Here is a 17,178-nt window from a genome sequence, read left to right as displayed (position 1 = left end):
ACACCGTTTTTCCTTCAACCACCGACAACACCTGGTGGTGCTTGCGCGCGTACCGGCGTGGGACCTTACGCGGCATGGATGCCGCGTAAGAGCCTACATGGACGTACTTGCGGCGTGTCCCACGCTGGTACGCGCGCAAGCGCCCCTCAGTGACCGAAGCACTCCCCCAAACACAGCAGACGTCGTGATCAAGTTTGGTCGACGCGCGGCAGCTGATCGGCAGGTAAGGCCTTTGTTTTTTTCTGCAGCCATCGACAACATCCGAAGCTACTTGCACGCATGCAGCCTTCGATAGCCGCTCAACCAGCGCTCATGCGGCCGTCGCCAGCCGCTCAGCTGGTAATGGTCTGGGTCAGCGACTCCCAGGTCGGCGGCAGCGGCCAGTTCGGCGCCTGGTTGCCGTCCAGCACGCGGCGCAGATCGCGCTTGTCGATCTGCGGCGCCAGCACATGCACCAGATCCAGCGCGTAATCGCGCAGCACGCGGTCGCGGGGTAGTACCGCCCAGGCGATGCAATCGGCAATGGGCGCTGGCGCCGGCCAGGCGCGCAGATCCTCGTCGTTGGCGCTGACCGCCATCTCCGCCACCAGGCCAACGCCCAGGCCGGCACGCACATAGGTCTTGATCAGGTCCGCATCCAGCGCGGTCAACGCGATGCTCGGCTCCAGCCCGACCTGCGCAAATGCCCGCTGCAACGACGAACCTGGCCGCGTGGACGACTCGTAGCTGATCAACGGGTATTGCGACAGCGCCTGCATGTCCGGCGCGGTACGCGCCTGATCCAGCGGATGACCGCGCGGCACGATCACCAGCCGACGCCAGCGGTACAACGGCACCGCAATCCCGGCGCTCGGCTCGCCACCGGCGGTGCTGACCACCGCGATATCCGCATCGCCCTGGCTGAGCAGATCCAGCGCCGCACTTTCCGCGGCCTGCTGCAGATGCACGCTCACCTGCGGATAGGCGTGCTTGATCTGCGCCACCGCCGGCGGCAGCACGAAGCGCGCCTGGGTGTGGGTGGTGGTCAGGGTCAGCTGGCCCTGGCTCTCGCGGCGCTGGTTGGCCGCATAGGTACGGATGTTGTTGGCTTCCGACAGCACCGAACGCGCACGCTCGATCACCTCCACCCCCGCCGGCGTGACCGCGTCCAGGCTGCGCCCCTTGCGCACGAACAACAGAAAGCCCAGTTCGTCCTCCAGCTGTTTGAGCTGCTTGGACAGACCGGGCTGGGTGGCATGCACACGCGCGGCGGCCAGCGTGATGTTCAGCTCGGCATCGGCGATGGCGACCAGATAACGAAGTTGGGTCAGCGTCATGGGCTTATATCCAAAAAAGCGCGAGGCGCCACAGGGACTCGACTGTAGAGGAGTTCTATGGACCAGCTTATAACCGAACGCTATTTCCAGGGTGTATGAAGTCATTTCCGACGGCTATATGCCGGCGTTACGGTCTGGCCCTCCCTTCTCGATGCCCCTGCCGTGCCCCCTGTGTTCCCGCTCATTGCCGACCTGCGTGGCCGTGCCGTCCTGGTGGTCGGCGGCGGCGCCGATGCCGAGCGCGCCACCGCCGGGCTGCTGCAGGCAGGCGCGCTACCGTTGGTGGGTGCACCGGAACTCACCATGCAATTGCGCAACTGGGTGCAGGCCGGGCAGGTGCGCTGGCTGTTGGGCGGGTTCGACCCGGCGTGGCTGGAACTGCCCGACCAACTGGTCTGGCTGACCATCGCCGCCAGCGCGACAGCCGAACTCAACGATGCCCTACGCGCTGCAGCCACCGCGCGCCGCCTGCTCACGCACGACGCTACCCCGGCCGCTTCAGCAGCGACACCCGCAGCATCCCCCACGCCCCGTAGCGCAGTCGGCACGCTGGCCCCCGGCAGCGTGACCCTGGTCGGCGCCGGCCCCGGCGATCCCGGCCTGCTCACCCGGCATGCCCTGCGCGCGCTGCGCCAGGCCGACGTGGTGCTCTTTGATCGCCTGGTCAGCCCACAGATCCTGCAACTGGCACGTCGCGACGCACTGCGCGTGGAAGTGGGCAAGGCTGCACAAGGCCACAGCACCCGCCAGGAGCAGATCCACGCGCTGATGCTGGAACACGCCCGCGCCGGGCGCCGCGTGGTGCGGCTGAAAGGCGGCGACCCGTTCGTGTTCGGCCGTGGCGGCGAGGAGCTGGAATTCCTGCGCGACCACGGCATCGCTTTTCAGGTCGTTCCCGGCATCACCGCTGCGATCGCTTGCGCCGCTTATGCCGGCATTCCGCTCACCCACCGCAACCACGCGCAATCGCTGCGGCTGATCACCGCGCACTGCAAGGATTCGCTGGACACGCTGGACTGGCAGGCGCTCGGCCAGGAACGCCAGACCCTGGCCTTCTACATGGGTGTGGCGGGCCTGGACGGCATCCAGCAACGCCTGTTGCAGGCAGGCCGCGCGCCCGCCACGCCATTCGCGCTGGTGGAAAACGGCTCGCGCCCGCAGCAACGCGTGATCACCGGCACCCTCGCCAGCCTGGCCGCCACCGCACAGCACCACGCCGTGCGCGCACCGGCCTTGCTGATCCTGGGCGAGGTCGCCGGGCTGGCCGCCAGCCTGCACTGGTTCGGCGCACCGCCGTTGACCGCACAGCCGCCCCCGCACTCACCCATCGCAACGCCCGACGCGCCCACACTCGCCCACGCAGCCTGATTCCGACGGAGACCCCATGGCCCTGTACGACAACATCCTCGACACCATCGGCCGTACCCCGGTGGTCAAGCTCCATCGCCTCGCGCCCGAGCACGTGACCCTGTACGTCAAGGTCGAGGCGTTCAATCCGGGCGGCTCGGTCAAGGACCGGCTGGCGCTGGCGATCGTTCTGGACGCCGAGCAGCGCGGCCTGCTCAAGCCCGGCGACACCATTGTCGAAGCCACCTCCGGCAATACCGGCGTGGCGCTGGCAATGGTGGCCGCCGCACGCGGCTACAAGTTCGTCGCCACCATGGTGGAAACCTTCTCCATCGAGCGCCGCAAATTGATGCGCGCGTATGGCGCCAAGGTGATCCTGACCCCGGCCGCCGAGCGCGGCAGCGGCATGGTGCGCAAGGCCAAGGAACTGGCCGAGCAGCACGGCTGGTTTCTGGCCAGCCAGTTCGCCAACCCGGCCAATCCGGCCTATCACCGCAACACCACCGCCGCCGAAATCCTGCGCGATTTCGCCGGCCACCGGCTGGACCATTTCGTCACCGGCTGGGGCACCGGCGGCACACTCACCGGCGTGGGCGAAGTGCTGCGCGTGGCCCGCCCGGAAGTGCGCATCACCGCCACCGAGCCGGCTGGCGCTGCGCTGCTACAGGGCCAGGACTGGAAGCCGCACAAGATCCAGGGCTGGACCCCGGACTTCGTGCCGGAAGTGCTCAATCGCGATGTCGCGCACGAAGTCCTGAGCGTGGAAGACACCGATGCGATCACTGTGGCCCGTCGCCTGGCCGCCGAGGAAGGCATCTTCACCGGCATCTCCGGCGGCGCCACCGTCGCCACTGCATTGCGCGTGGCCGAAAGCGCGGTGCCCGGGGCCGTGGTGCTGGCGATGCTGCCCGATACCGGCGAGCGGTATTTTTCCACGCCGCTGTTCGCCGACATCAACGAAGGCTCCGACGACGATTGGCTTGCCGGTCTGCCCTGATCGTCGCGTTGTGTCTGCATACAAGGCCGCGCCCACAGCGCGGCCTTTTTGTTTGTGGTCGATCCAGTCATCGGCCTCGCCTTCCTCGGATCGGCCTAGCCTTCCTCGGCATGCGATTGCGTCATGCAATCGCATGGTGCCGCAGATACCTCGGACATCGCCAAGCTTTGTAGATCGCTGCGTGCGGAGCAGCTCGCACTACGGCACCCGCGCACTCCCGTCCATGTCAAGGAAACGTTAGGATGGCGGCCGTGATGCAGGGAGAAACGTGGTGAACAACCGGCCGTACGGACACAGCGACACCCGCACCTCGCGGGCGCCATGGCTGGTCAAGATCACTTCGCCTGCTCACTTCGCGCTGGCACTGGGCCTGGGTGCCTGGCTGCAAAGCGCGTTGGATCTGCCATTACCTGCGCCAACCCTGTTGGCATGGATCGAACTGGCCGGCGGCGGCATCGCCGGTCTCGGGCTGGCGCTGGCGGTGAGCTGCTTCATCCTGTTCGCGCGCCAGCGCACCACGATCATGCCCAGCGGTCATCCCTCGCGGCTGGTGCTGGACGGCCCGTATCGCTTCACCCGCAACCCGATGTATCTGGCGCTGGTGCTGAGCTACATCGGCCTATGTCTGCAGCTGGGTTTGCTGTGGGCGGTTGCGTTGTTGCCGCTGCCATGGCTGGCCTTGCAGCTCTACGTCATCCCGTTCGAAGAAGCGCGCCTGCGCAGTGAATTCGGCCGCCATTACAGCGCCTATTGCGCGCGCGTGCGGCGCTGGTTGTAGTTCTCGGTCGTCGGTGACATCTGCGTTGCGATTGACCCGATCGATCGCATTGGCACGTTCGCACAGCCGCAGCATGCCATCGACGCGCGGCATCGACGTACGCGCGCCGGGCAGTCGCAGCAAGTGAGATGAATGGGCGATAGCGTGCCCATTCCGCAACGCGCGCCCCATCACGCGTTCCTCATGCAAATCCCTTAACTATCGCGCTATGAAGATCGAAGTCTGGCAAGGCGACATCACCGAACTCGACGTGGACGTCATCGTCAACGCCGCCAACGAATCATTGCTGGGCGGTGGCGGCGTGGATGGGGCCATCCATCGCGCAGCTGGCCCGCGTTTGCTGGAAGCCTGCGAAGCGTTGCCGCAAGTGCGTCCGGGCGTGCGCTGCCCCACCGGCGAAATCCGCATCACCGACGGCTTCGATCTGAAGGCACGGCATGTGTTTCATACCGTCGGCCCGGTGTGGCGCGACGGCAAGCACAACGAGCCGGAACAACTCGCCAATTGCTACTGGCAGTCATTGAAACTTGCTGAGCAGATGATGCTGCATTCGATCGCCTTTCCGGCGATCAGTTGCGGCATCTATGGATACCCGTTGTATCAGGCCGCACGCATCGCCGTGACCGAGACACGCGACTGGCAGCGCTCGCACAAGGTGCCCAAGCATATTGTGCTGGTGGCCTACAACGAGGCGACCTTCAAGGCATATCAGCAGGCATTGGCCGCGCAGGAAACTGCGGCCGCCTGAGGCGCGATGCAAAGGTTGAAGTGACGAGCGCCGCGAGGCGCTCGTTGCGTTTTGACAAGACGACTGACGTGCAGCGCCATCATTGCCGCCGACAGTCTTTCAACGACTTCAGTGCCGTATGACGGTGTGGCCCGGCATCGCGCCCGATCAGCGCTGTCGCTCTTGATCGAGGCAAACAAAAACGCCGGCATTGCTGCCGGCGTTTTTGTCTTAGCGATGCGATGGCCTTGCAGCCGTCGTCAACCGATCAACCCTTCCACTTGCCCAGCGCGGCCAGACCGTTTTCCTTGGCGCGCTCATAGATGATCTGCTGCGCCTTGGCGAAGTTGCCGGTCATATCCTTGGCCCACAGCTTCAGTGCAGCCTGCTGCATCGCGCGGCCGTAGGAGAAGCTCAGCGGCCACGGCAGATTGCCGAGCTGGTGCATCTCGTTGAGGTGCGCGGTGGACTGCTCGTCGCTCTGGCCGCCGGACAGGAACACGATGCCCGGCAGGATCGCCGGCACGGTCGACTTCAGGCACATCACGGTGGACTCGGCCACTTCTTCGATGCCGGCCTGCTCTTCGCAGCCCTTGCCGGAGATGACCATCGAGGCCTTCAGGATGGTGCCTTCGAGCACGACATTCTGCTCATACAGTGCGCCGAACAGCGAACGCAGCGTGGCTTCGGTGACTTCGTAACAGGTCTCGATGTCGTGGCTGCCGTCCATGATCACTTCCGGCTCGACCATCGGTACCAGGCCCTGCTCCTGGCACAGCGCGGCATAACGCGCCAGCGCATGCGAATTGGCCTCGATGCAGGTGCCGGACGGGATGTCTTCGCCGATGTTGATGACCGCACGCCACTTGGCGAAGCGTGCGCCCAGCGTGTAGTACTCCTCCAGACGCGCACGCAGACCGTCCAGACCTTCGGTGACCAGCTCGCCCGGCATGCCGGCCAGCGGCTGCGCACCCTTGTCGACCTTGATGCCCGGAATGATGCCGTGGGCGGTCATGTACTCGGCGAACGGCACGCCGTCCTTGGTCTTCTGACGGATGGTCTCGTCGAACAGGATGGCGCCGGAGATGTAATCGCTCAGCTTGGGCGTGGTCAGCAGCAGTTCGCGATATGCGCGACGGTTTTCTTCGATGTTCTCGATGCCGACGCTGGCAAAACGCTTGGCGATCGTGCTGGTCGATTCGTCGATGGCGATGATGCCCTTGCCCGGGGCGACCATGGCCTGGGCGGTTTCGGCAAGCTGTTCGATGCTCATGTAGTTCCTGTGGCAGCTGCGGGGGAGAACGAAAGTATAGCGACGAAAGTCGCAGACATTCCTTCACGGAATGTCTGCAACCGATTACACGTGTCCTGCGTGACAGGATGTGTGGCGCGGCGCGCATCGCGATGTGCACGCATGCCGACGATGCCGGTGGCCGCGCATCGGGCGGATGCGCGCATGGGTCTTGTCTGGCGTCTTGCGTGCGCAAACGTTCCGCAACAGACCTCACCCGAACATGCCACACAGCACAACGGCGACCCGCAGGCCGCCGTTGTGTTTGTCCTCGCGATCACCACACAGCGCGCGTTTCGCAGGCGCGCTGTGTCATCACAAAACAGACGTGACTACAGCTCGCCCAATCCGCTGGCGCGGCCGTCTTCGCCCACTTCCAGCAGACGCAGCGTGTTGGTGGCGCCGTGGGTTTCCATATGCTCGCCGCTGGTAAAGACCACACGGTCGCCGGGCCCCATGCGCTCGTTCTCCACCAGCAGACGGATCGCCGCACGTGCGGCTTCGCGCGGGGTCAGGCCGCGGCTGTCGAAGCTGATCGGGAACACGCCGCGCATCATCGCCATGTGGCGGCGTGCGCCATCGTGACGGGTGAACGCGTAGATCGGCATGTTGGAGCGGAAGCGCGACAGATAACGCGGCGTGCCGCCGGATTCGGTCAAGGCGACCACACCGGCCAGACCGATGTGCTCGGACAGGAACATCGTCGCCATCGCGATCGCCTGGTCGGCGCGCTGCAGATTGCGTTGCGCCGCTTCGAAGTCGGTGTCGAATTCGAACTGACGCTCGGCACCCAGACAGATGCGCGCCATCGCTTCCACCGCACGTACCGGGTAGGTACCGGCAGCGGTTTCGGCCGAGAGCATCACCGCATCGGTACCGTCGATGACCGCATTGGCAACGTCCAGCACTTCGGCGCGGGTCGGGATCGGGCTTTCGACCATCGACTGCAGCATCTGCGTGGCGGTGATCACCACTTTGTTCTGCGCCAGCGATTCGCGGATGATCTTCTTCTGCAGGCCCGGCAATTCGGCATCGCCGATTTCCACGCCCAGATCGCCACGCGCCACCATCACCACATCGGAGGCGGCAACGATCTCGACCAGGTTCTCGATCGCTTCGGTGCGCTCGATCTTGGACACCAGCGCGGCATCGCAACCGTGCTGACGCGCGATACGCCGCGCATCGTTCATGTCTTCGGCATTGCGGCAGAACGACACCGCGATGAAGTCCACGCCGATCTTGGCGACGATGCCGATCAGTTCCTTGTCGCGCTCGGTCAGCGCGCCGAGCGACAGCCCGCCGCCCTGCTTGTTCAAGCCCTTGCGGTCGGACAACACGCCGTCGTTGAGCACGGTGGTGACGATGCGCTGGCCCTGCACTTCGGTGACCTGCAACTGCACCAGGCCGTCGTCGAGCAGCAGCACGTCGCCTGCAGTGACGTCCTGCGGCAGGCCAAGGTAGCTGACGCCCACCTGATGCTGATCGCCGGCCGGGGCATTGGCATCGGCCACCAGGTCGAAGCGCTCGCCCATGATCAGCTTGATCTTGCCTTCGGCAAAGCGCTCGATGCGGATCTTCGGGCCCGGCAGGTCGGCCAGGATGCCGACCTCGGCACCGACACGCACCGCAGCGGCGCGGACTTCGGCCGCACGCTTGGCCTGGCCGGATGGATCGCCGTGGCTGAAATTGAGGCGCACCACGTTGACGCCCGCCTTGAACAAAGCGTCCAGCACACCGGGCGGATCCGTGGCCGGTCCGAGCGTTGCGAGGATCTTGGTGCGGCGTTGACGTTCTTTCATGATGGCCTCCCTGTAAAAGCCGCGAAACTTAACACACGCGTCACGTACCAAGGATGGCATTGCGGCATAGCCACCCTTGCATTACGGCATGTCCTGAAGACAGTGCGGGACAGTACGTACGCTTTCCGCACCACGCTGACGCGCTGCGGGCTAAAACTGTGGGCTGCCACCCTAACGCGGCGGCGGTGAAGAACAGACTTTTCAAGCGTCAATGATTTGCGTCGATCAATGCACGCAACTCGGCCGGGTTGTGTGCGATTGCACCGGCACCGGCGGCGCGCAGTTCGGCTTCGTCGCCGAAGCCCCACAACACGCCGATGCTGTGGATACCGTGGTGAGTGGCGCCATCGATATCCATGCGGCGGTCGCCGATCATCACGCAGCCGGTTTTTTCGATCTGCAAACGGCGCAATGCTTCGGCGATCAGGTCCGGCTTGAAGCGGCGCTCGCCGTCTTCGCTGGCGCCGATCACGTTCTCGAAGCACGCACCGAAGGGCAGATGCTCGACGATACGGCGCGCGTAGCGCTCGTTCTTGGAGGTCACGACCGCCAGGCGATGGCCGGCGCGCTGCAGGTCGATGACGACCTCACCGATACCGTCGAACACGCTGAGTTCGGTCCAGCCCACCGCGTCGTAGCGCGCGCGGTAGGCGGCCAAGGTGCGCTGCACCAGCTCCGGATCATCCGGAAAGCACTCCGTGAAACTGTCGCGCAGCGGCGGGCCGATCCAGGCGCGCAGGGTCTGCGGCGACGGACGCGGCTGGCCCACCTCGTCGAAGGCATGCACGATGCTACCGACGATGCCCGGCTCCGAATCGACCAGGGTGCCGTCCAGATCGAAGAACAGCGTGGCTGCACTCACTTACCGCGCGCCTCGAGTGCGGCCACCGCCGGCAGGGTCTTGCCTTCCAGGAACTCCAGGAACGCGCCGCCGCCGGTGGAGATGTAGGTGACGTCCTTGGCGATGTCGTACTTGTCCACGGCGGCCAGGGTGTCGCCACCACCGGCGATCGAGAATGCCCTGGAGCTGGCGATCGCACGCGCCAGGGTTTCGGTGCCGTGGCTGAAGGGCTCGAATTCGAACACGCCAACCGGCCCGTTCCACACCACGGTGCCGGCGCTGGCGATCAGCTCGGCGTAGCGCTTGGCGGTCTGCGGGCCGATATCCAGAATCAGATCGTCGGCCTCCACGGCATCGAGCGACTTCACGGTGGCCTGCGCATCGGGCAGGAACTGCTTGGCGACCACCACATCGGTGGGCAACGGAATCTCCGCGCCGCGCAGCTTGGCATCGGCCACGATCTGGTTGGCGGTGGGAATCAGGTCCGGCTCGTTCAAGGACTTGCCCACGTCATGCCCGGCTGCGGCGATGAAGGTGTTGGCGATGCCGCCACCGACGATCAGCTGGTCGACCTTGTTGACCAGGTTGGACAGCAGCTCCAGCTTGGTGGAGACCTTGCTGCCGGCCACGATCGCCAGCAGCGGCTTGGCCGGGTTGTCCAGCGCCTTGGCCAGCGCATCGAGCTCGGCCATCAACAGCGGGCCGCCTGCGGCCACCGGGGCAAAACGGATCACCCCATGCGTGGAGGCCTGCGCGCGATGCGCGGTGCCGAAGGCGTCCATGACGAACACATCGCATAGCGCGGCGTACTTGCGCGACAGGGTCTCGTCGTCCTTGCCCTCGCCGACATTCATGCGGCAATTTTCCAGCAGCACCACCTGGCCCGGCGCCACCTCGACCCCGTCGATCCAGTCACGCACCAGCGGCACGTCCACGCCCAGCAGCGCGCTCAAGCGCGCGGCCACCGGCGCCAGCGAATCTTCTTCGGTCCAGCTGCCTTCCTTGGGGCGGCCCAGGTGCGAAGTCACCATCACTGCAGCGCCCTTTTCCAGCGCCAGCTTGATGGTGGGCACCGAGGCGGTGATGCGCTGTTCGGAGGTGATCTGGCCGTTGTCGATCGGCACGTTGAGATCCTGGCGGATCAGCACGCGCTTGCCGGAGAGATCGAGGTCGGTCATGCGGACAATGGACATGGGGTCAGCTCGCTAGGTCTGGGGATTCGGGAGAGGGGATTGGAGATTGGTCGTGCGGAAGCAGGCCGCAGGGGCGCTGGATGTCATGCATTTGCAGACGCGTTGAAGCAGCCGCTGCACGCTGTCGTTGCGCCCGCGTACGGATCGCGGGAAATTGCGCGTTGCCTGTCACGCATGTCGCTGCCGACACGGCTGGCGACGCGGATGATGGTCGGTCGAAGACGACGGGCAATGCGGATGCCTTGGCGACGGGGGACGCCCATTGTCGGACCTTCGCGCCGCAGCGGCAAACCGCAGTGCGGCGCACCTCGCTATCAGGCGTTGCGATTGGCCACCGAGCTACGCAGCAGACTCACTGCGAAACCGCCGACCAGCAAGGCGCCGCCGACCAGCAGGCCCCAGAGCAACCAGCGCTTCCAGTCGCGCGGCGTGGTGGCCGGCTGCAATGCTGCATCGCCAGCCAGCGGCTGTGCCTGCGCGGCGACGCTGGCCTGGGCCGGTTGCCACTGCGCACCACGTTCGTGACGTAGCGCCTGCAGCATCGAGGCCAGCGGCGCTTCACCACGTTGCACGCGCGCGCTGCCGGCAACCACTGCGTACGGCGGCTGGCCCTGCGCGAGAAACATCACCCGCTCCGGCTGGTAGCCCACACGCAGGGTCGGCACTGCGGTGCTGCGCCCTTGTGCGGCGAGCAGCCGCCATTGACGATCGCGCACCGGTGCGGACAGCACTTGCGGCGGCGAGGCGGCCGCAGCGCCATTGCCCAGACGATAGGCCAACCACGGCCCGGCCTGGCGCTGCCACGGCGCATCGTCGGCATCGCGGCTTTCCACGATCCATTCGACCGCTTCGGCCTGACCACCGCCGACATCGATCTGGGTGATCGGGAAGCGCCCCGGCAGGACGTAGACCACGGCTGCATCCTGCGCGGTGCCCGGCAACTCCAGCCATTCCACGTGGGTGGGCGCGGCGATGCCGTCCAGCTCTGCATCGACCACACGCAAGGCCGGCAGCTCGCCCGACACCGGCACGATGCGCAGATAACGAGCGCCCTCGTCCAATGCGATGCGGCGTTGCTGCAGGCGCTGGGCCTGATTGTCCAGCGCCATCACGGTGGCGTCGGAAGCGAGCACGCGCCAGTCGCGCAGATCGTCGCTGCCTTCCACGCGCAGTTGGGCCTGCACCGGCATGTTGCCGTCCCAGTCCAGCCACAGCGCACGCACACGATCGCGCAAGGCGCTGGCATCGATCAACCAGCTGCCGCCGGCGCCCGCAGCTGCCGAGGTGCCGGTTGCAAAGCGGCCTTCCAGCCGGCGCACCGCGCCACTGGCATCGCGCTCGGCGATCAGCTGCAGATCGCCGTTGGCAGGCGCCGCACCCGCCGGTAGCGCAAACAACGGCAAGCGCTGCCGGCGTGGCGCGACAGCTGGCGCTGCGTCCACGGCGAGTAATGCAGTTGGCACCTCTTCGCCACGCGCATCGATCACCGTGACATCGCGCAGCGCTGCGTCATCTGCGCTGCGATAGAGCGCATCGTTCAAGCTCAGCTGGTACATGCCGGCATCCGAGCCGGCCACCTGCAACGGCCATTGCTGACGATAGTCCTGGCGCACATCGGCCGCCTGCGCCATTAGCGGCACCAGCAGCAGCCATCCCCATTGTCTCGCTTTCATGCCTGATCCTTTTCGACGCCATCGTCTGCGACAGCAGGTTCTTCAGCGGCCGCCTGGCGCGGCGGCGCCGGTGCCAGATAGCCCACCACGGTGCACAACAGGCCATAGGCCATGAACGAGCCGATGCCGAGGAGATTGCCCAGATGCTGGCGATCGACCAGGACCAGCTTGGCCAATACCAGGCCCATCAACAACGCCCCACCCAACCACAGACCGCGTTGACCGCGACGCGAGCCGATCACCCAGCCCAGCACGCCCAGCACGCTCCACACGATGGTCAGACTGGTCTGCGACAAGGTGGCGTTGATCAAGGACGCATCCCACGCCACGCCGCCCCAGTGATGCACGCTGTGCAAGGTGCTGCCGGTGATCAACACCCAGCCCAGGACACCCAGCGCCGTCACACGCCAGCGTTGCAAGGCCAACGGCGCCCGCATGGACCATGCCCAACGCGCGAGCAAGGCCAGCACGGCCAGTTGCGCCAGCTCGGCCGGGTTGAGCACGGGCAGCCACGGCAATGGCGCGGCGCTCACCGGATCCAGCAACACGATCAACCAGCCGATGCCCAGCACGGCGAACACACAGCTCAGCAAGGCATTGCGCGCAGGATCGAAGCTTGCGCCCTGCGGCCACGCCAGCCACGGCCAGCGCAGCAGCCCCACGGCCGCCACGGCAAGCCAGGGCGCGGCGAGCAATGCGCAGCGCCAGCCGTTGGCAAGCAGGAATGCATCGGCCAACCAGGCTGCGCCCAACGACACCACCAACGGCCACAGCAACCACCAGATGAACTGCGCGGCCACAGCGCCGGCACCGTGCTGCATGCGCAAGCACCACAGCGCACGCGCACCGGCCAACGCAAACCCCAACCACGCCAACGCGCCCCAATGCGCGAACGGCTGGGTATGCGCATGGCTCTGCCAAAGCGCCAGCGGCACGGCCAGCGCTAGCCCGGACATCACCGTCCACACCAATGCCGTTGCCGGGCGACGACGATGGACCTCGGCCGCCATCCACAGCGTGAGCGCCACAAAGCCCAGCAGCAGATCCGGTTCGCTACGCAGATCGCCAGCAAAACTGAAGATCTCGTGCACGCCGCAGAACGCCCACCAGCCCAGCCCCCACAGATACGCAACCAGTGCACGCCGTGGCTGCCCTGCATCGCGCAGGAACCAGGCACTGGCGCAGCCGGCAATGGCAAGCAGCAAGGTGCTCATGCAGGTGGCATTGGCAATGGCCAACACGTCGTAACGCCACGCATCCACGCCGAAGGCGACGCCGACCGCCGCAAGCAACTGCAGCGCCACACCGCTGAACTGCGAGATGCGTCGCTGCTGCCGCAAGCCCAACCACAACAAGCCCACACCTTCGAGTGCGAACACGCTGGCGGTGGCACGCGCCGACAATGCCAACGGCACCGCCAGCGTCGCAAAACCCACCGCCAGCATCGCGTGTGCTTCGCCCAGCAAGCGCGTGGAGGCACGCCGCAGCAGCCAGCTCGCCAGACCTGCATACAGCACCGCCACGGCCAGCGCGCACAACGCCAGCGGCAACCGATCGCCTTCCAGCAGACGCGCCTGCAACGCGAACGCCACCAGTGGCGTGCCGAACAACAGGCTGCCGTCGATGACCTTGCCTGCACTGCCATCGCCGCGGCGCGCATGCAGCACCGGAATCGCCACATACATGGCGAAGAACAGCAGCAGGAACGGCTCGGTGCTGGCGAATTTTGCCGGGCTGTATTGCAGCGCGCCCCACAGCGTGCCGATGCCGAAGGTGAAGGCGAATCCGAGCAGGTTCAGCACCCGCCACGGGCGCGTCCAGGCGATCGCCACGATGCCGGCGTTGAGCACGGCGTAATACGAGAACAGCGCAACATGATTGCCGGTACCGGTGGATAGCCAGATCGGCGCGAGGAAGCCGGCCAATACACCGAGTACCGCCAACGTGCGCGAGTCCTGCACCACCGCCAGCACGCACATGCCGGCAATCAGCACCACGCTGATCCCCATCGCCAGGCCGGCGCCCAGCAATCCATACAACTTGAAGGCGGCGAACACGGTGAGCAACAAGCCGCCGATGGCGCCACCCTGCAAGGCCAACGCAAAGCCCGGGCGCTGCAGCCGTTGCTTCCAGCCGAACACCAGGCCGGCCAATGCCAGCACGCTGATCCCGGCCAGCCGCAGCTCGACCGGCATGCGCATCCAGCCCTGATCGCTGGCGTACTTCAACAGCGACGCCACACCGGCCAACAACACCAGCATGCCGACCTTGACCGGCACATTGCCTTCGGTGAACCAGCGCTTCACTGCGCTAGCTGCGCGAGAGATCGGGCCGGGTTCGGATGGGATGTAGTGCGGTTGCTGCTGTGGCTCAGACTGCGCAGGCGCAGTGGACGAAGTCGGCGCATCGCCTGCGCTGCGCGCTGCCGAAGACGCGAAAGCATCGGCGGGCAATGATGGCGGCATCGTCACGACAGGCACCGGTGCAGCCTGCAGGTCTGCTGCGCGAGGCGAGTCGGGCTCGCCAAATGTAGACACACCGACGTCGGATGCGTCTTGCTGCGGCTCCCACGCCCTGAAAGGCGTTGGCATTGGCGAATGCACCGCCGCCGCATCCGCGGCCCCCGCCCCACTGGCCTGCCACTGCGCAAGCCGCTGCTCCAGCGAATCCACGCGCCGCCGCAACCCGGCAATCCATACCAGTGCAATCACCAATCCCACCGGCAACGCAAGCAGAAACAGCACTACCAGCCCGATCATCGTTTCCAACGTATTCCCCCTGATTCGGCATCCGGCCGACTCTAGCGTCGCCATGCTACTCGGCGCGCCGACGAAAGTCGGCAGGGCACCTCGATTGTGTGGCCAGAGGACAGCGCTTGCTGGCAGCCCAAGCAGTGCGTCAGCCAGCGCGAAGCGACAGCAGCAGCGCTACCAGGTGGTTCAACCTATCGGCGGGGATCGCGCATGACATGGGCTGCGTCGCGTCATCGAGCAGAGAACGCATAGCTCGGTCTCTATGCATTGCATTCCCGCCCAGCAGACCGCTTCAATCCACTGCAGCACACATAAAAAACCCCGGACCAGCCGGGGTTTTCGACAAGCGGCGCGATTTACTTCGCCACAACCCGCACCATTTCCAGGCACTTGTTGGAGTAGCCCCACTCGTTGTCGTACCAGGACACCAGCTTGACGAAGGTGGAATCCAGGGCGATGCCGGCGTCGGCGTCGAACACCGAGGTGCAGGTCTCGCCGCGGAAATCGGTAGCCACCACCTTGTCTTCGGTGTAACCCAGCACGCCCTTCAGAGCGCCTTCGCTCTGCGCCTTCACTTCGGCACAGATCTCGGCGTAAGTGGCCGGCTTTTCCAGTTCGACGGTGAGGTCAACCACCGACACGTCCGAGGTCGGCACGCGGAAGCTCATGCCGGTGAGCTTCTTGTTGAGCTCGGGAATCACCACGCCCACGGCCTTGGCAGCGCCGGTGGAGGACGGAATGATGTTCTCCAGGATGCCGCGCCCACCGCGCCAATCCTTGTTCGACGGGCCGTCCACGGTCTTCTGCGTTGCCGTGGCCGCGTGCACGGTGGTCATCAGGCCGCGCTTGATGCCCCACTTGTCGTTGATCACCTTGGCCAACGGCGCCAGGCAGTTGGTGGTGCACGAGGCGTTGGAGACGATCGCTTCGCCCTTGTAGGTCTTGTCGTTGACGCCGAACACGAACATCGGCGTATCGTCCTTGGACGGTGCCGACAGGATCACCTTCTTGGCGCCCGCGTCGATGTGCTTCTGCGCGGTTTCCTTGGTCAGGAACAGGCCGGTGGATTCGATCACTACCTCGGCACCGACGGCATCCCACTTGAGGTTGGCCGGGTCGCGTTCCTGGGTCAGACGAATCTTGTTGCCGTTGACAATCAGCGTATTGCCGTCGACCGATACATCGGCCTTGAAGCGGCCATGCACCGAATCGTATTGCAGCATGTAGGCCAGATAGTCGGGCTCGAGCAGGTCATTGATGGCCACGATCTCGATGTCATTGCCGAAGTTCTGCACCGCAGAGCGCAGCACGTTGCGGCCGATGCGACCGAATCCGTTGATGCCAACCTTGATTGCCATGTTCACTAGCTCCTGCGGCCGCGACAGCGCGGCGGATGGAAAGGGACGGCCATTCTAGCAGCGTCGCACTCGCGCAGCCGTGCGCTTGAATGCTGCGCAGTACAGCATGCAAAGACGTTGTGGTCAGGTGCAGCCGCAGCCATCGCAGGCATCCCCGAACCACTGCCGGTAGACGCAGTGCCGACCCTGGATGTCTGCGCTCGCTGCATGCGCGATGCACGGCCCCACATGCAACGAGAGACCTGCTGATCCAACGCCTGCATGCACCGCGCTGGCAGCGGGCTCGGCAATAGCCTGTGTCCTTCAAGAAGGCACCGGCGTATCGCTCTCACATGGGCATCCGCACGTGTTGCTCAGCGCTCGACGCTTCGCACAACGAACAATTGTCTGCACAACAGGCAAAACCTGAAGAGGGCCATACATCCTCATTAAATTATTTATTTTCAATCGCTTAGAAATATCCAAACTACGCCATACAGCATACTCAAGACTATGCCGAACAGCAGAATTTCGGCGCTCCGTGGATTTCGATACTGGCCCTGCCTGCTGAGGCACCCATCAATCACAACGGAGATTCCCCCATGCGTCGCACCCTTCTCTCTCTGGTTCTGGCTCTGGCCGCCACCCCGGCGCTGGCTGGCGGCGTGATGCATTACACCGAAAAGGCAACGCTGCCCACCGATGGCGAAGCGCGCGAAGTGGCGGCGTTGTTCGACACCTGGAACGCGGCGCTGGCCACCGGCAACCCGCACAAGGTTGCCGATCTGTACGCACCGGACGGTGTGCTGCTGCCGACCGTCTCCAACGAAGTGCGCGCTTCGCGGGCGCAGATCGAAAAGTACTTCGAGATGTTCCTGACCAAGAAGCCGCAGGGCGTCGTCAACTACCGCACCGTGCGCGTACTCGATGAAGACAGCGCGGTGGACGCCGGCGTCTACACCTTCACGCTGACCGACAAGGACGGCAAGAAGAGCAAGGTGCAGGCCCGCTACACCTTCGTGTACGAAAAGCGCGACGACAAGTGGCTGATCATCAACCACCACAGCTCGGCGATGCCGGAAGTGGATGCGCCCAAGGTCGCCAAGGTCAAGTAAGTGCTCGATCC

The 17,178-nt window shown here is 65.2% G+C and carries 13 protein-coding genes; 5 read left to right on the top strand and 8 right to left on the bottom strand.

Annotation, left to right across the window (positions count from 1 at the left end; translation table 11 throughout):
* Positions 1-332: 332 nt before the first annotated feature.
* Positions 333-1,316, bottom strand: a complete 984-nt coding sequence (locus FFY45_RS02240; protein WP_006451421.1) for a LysR family transcriptional regulator — start codon at positions 1,314-1,316, stop codon at positions 333-335.
* A 162-nt stretch (positions 1,317-1,478) separates the two neighbouring features.
* On the opposite strand from FFY45_RS02240, the gene cobA reads away from it, so the two are divergent.
* The 4 genes from cobA (at position 1,479) to FFY45_RS02220 (ending at position 5,186) form a co-directional block, all read left to right on the top strand.
* The gene (gene cobA, locus FFY45_RS02235) at positions 1,479-2,684 is read left to right on the top strand and encodes a uroporphyrinogen-III C-methyltransferase (protein ID WP_176339240.1); all 1,206 of its coding nucleotides are present in this window, start codon (positions 1,479-1,481) and stop codon (positions 2,682-2,684) included.
* Between the two features lie 16 nt (positions 2,685-2,700).
* Positions 2,701-3,660 carry a cysteine synthase A gene (cysK, locus tag FFY45_RS02230; protein WP_023904961.1) on the top strand — a complete coding sequence of 320 codons (960 nt, stop codon included), beginning with the start codon at positions 2,701-2,703 and terminating at the stop codon, positions 3,658-3,660.
* Between the two features lie 271 nt (positions 3,661-3,931).
* Complete coding sequence (locus FFY45_RS02225; protein ID WP_176339238.1) at positions 3,932-4,438, top strand: methyltransferase; 507 nt, start codon at positions 3,932-3,934, stop codon at positions 4,436-4,438.
* Between the two features lie 208 nt (positions 4,439-4,646).
* On the top strand, positions 4,647-5,186 hold the full coding sequence (locus FFY45_RS02220; RefSeq protein WP_115040845.1) for an O-acetyl-ADP-ribose deacetylase: 540 nt from the start codon (positions 4,647-4,649) through the stop codon (positions 5,184-5,186).
* Between the two features lie 247 nt (positions 5,187-5,433).
* Here FFY45_RS02220 and FFY45_RS02215 read toward each other — a convergent pair whose 3' ends face one another.
* From FFY45_RS02215 to gap, 7 genes are all read right to left on the bottom strand, one after another.
* Positions 5,434-6,438, bottom strand: coding sequence for a class I fructose-bisphosphate aldolase (locus FFY45_RS02215; protein WP_006451416.1), 1,005 nt, complete (start codon positions 6,436-6,438; stop codon positions 5,434-5,436).
* A 350-nt stretch (positions 6,439-6,788) separates the two neighbouring features.
* Entirely contained in the window at positions 6,789-8,255 is a 1,467-nt protein-coding gene (gene pyk / locus FFY45_RS02210) for a pyruvate kinase (protein ID WP_176339236.1), read from the bottom strand.
* A gap of 208 nt (positions 8,256-8,463) precedes the next feature.
* Complete coding sequence (locus FFY45_RS02205) at positions 8,464-9,117, bottom strand: HAD family hydrolase (protein ID WP_154844455.1); 654 nt, start codon at positions 9,115-9,117, stop codon at positions 8,464-8,466.
* Positions 9,114-10,289 carry a phosphoglycerate kinase gene (locus tag FFY45_RS02200; protein WP_023904966.1) on the bottom strand — a complete coding sequence of 392 codons (1,176 nt, stop codon included), beginning with the start codon at positions 10,287-10,289 and terminating at the stop codon, positions 9,114-9,116. The genes FFY45_RS02205 and FFY45_RS02200 overlap by 4 nt, the downstream gene beginning before the upstream one ends.
* 314 nt (positions 10,290-10,603) lie before the next feature.
* Positions 10,604-11,962 (bottom strand): DUF3999 domain-containing protein, encoded by a 1,359-nt coding sequence (locus tag FFY45_RS02195; protein ID WP_176339234.1) that lies wholly within the window; start codon positions 11,960-11,962, stop codon positions 10,604-10,606.
* Positions 11,959-14,721 (bottom strand): DUF2339 domain-containing protein, encoded by a 2,763-nt coding sequence (locus FFY45_RS02190; RefSeq protein WP_439333505.1) that lies wholly within the window; start codon positions 14,719-14,721, stop codon positions 11,959-11,961. The genes FFY45_RS02195 and FFY45_RS02190 overlap by 4 nt, the downstream gene beginning before the upstream one ends.
* Positions 14,722-15,071: 350 nt before the next feature.
* Positions 15,072-16,073, bottom strand: a complete 1,002-nt coding sequence (gap, locus tag FFY45_RS02185) for a type I glyceraldehyde-3-phosphate dehydrogenase (protein ID WP_006451409.1) — start codon at positions 16,071-16,073, stop codon at positions 15,072-15,074.
* Between the two features lie 581 nt (positions 16,074-16,654).
* Between gap and FFY45_RS02180 the strand changes: the two genes are divergently transcribed.
* Positions 16,655-17,167 (top strand): SgcJ/EcaC family oxidoreductase, encoded by a 513-nt coding sequence (locus tag FFY45_RS02180; RefSeq protein ID WP_176339230.1) that lies wholly within the window; start codon positions 16,655-16,657, stop codon positions 17,165-17,167.
* The last annotated feature ends 11 nt before the right edge of the window (positions 17,168-17,178 follow it).

The sequence above is a fragment of the Xanthomonas hortorum genome, from assembly GCF_011305375.1.
Taxonomy (GTDB): domain Bacteria; phylum Pseudomonadota; class Gammaproteobacteria; order Xanthomonadales; family Xanthomonadaceae; genus Xanthomonas; species Xanthomonas hortorum_E.
This window is presented reverse-complemented; position numbering and strand designations above follow the sequence as displayed.

Bases quoted from the DNA above. Each gene is read 5' to 3' on its own strand.
- FFY45_RS02240 (WP_006451421.1), bottom strand. From the start codon at position 1,316: ATGACGCTGACCCAACTTCGTTATCTGGTCGCCATCGCCGATGCCGAG.
- cysK (WP_023904961.1), top strand. From the start codon at position 2,701: ATGGCCCTGTACGACAACATCCTCGACACCATCGGCCGTACCCCGGTG.
- FFY45_RS02220 (WP_115040845.1), top strand. From the start codon at position 4,647: ATGAAGATCGAAGTCTGGCAAGGCGACATCACCGAACTCGACGTGGAC.
- FFY45_RS02215 (WP_006451416.1), bottom strand. From the start codon at position 6,438: ATGAGCATCGAACAGCTTGCCGAAACCGCCCAGGCCATGGTCGCCCCG.
- pyk (WP_176339236.1), bottom strand. From the start codon at position 8,255: ATGAAAGAACGTCAACGCCGCACCAAGATCCTCGCAACGCTCGGACCG.
- FFY45_RS02200 (WP_023904966.1), bottom strand. From the start codon at position 10,289: ATGTCCATTGTCCGCATGACCGACCTCGATCTCTCCGGCAAGCGCGTG.
- FFY45_RS02195 (WP_176339234.1), bottom strand. From the start codon at position 11,962: ATGAAAGCGAGACAATGGGGATGGCTGCTGCTGGTGCCGCTAATGGCG.
- FFY45_RS02190 (WP_439333505.1), bottom strand. From the start codon at position 14,721: ATGATCGGGCTGGTAGTGCTGTTTCTGCTTGCGTTGCCGGTGGGATTG.
- gap (WP_006451409.1), bottom strand. From the start codon at position 16,073: ATGGCAATCAAGGTTGGCATCAACGGATTCGGTCGCATCGGCCGCAAC.
- FFY45_RS02180 (WP_176339230.1), top strand. From the start codon at position 16,655: ATGCGTCGCACCCTTCTCTCTCTGGTTCTGGCTCTGGCCGCCACCCCG.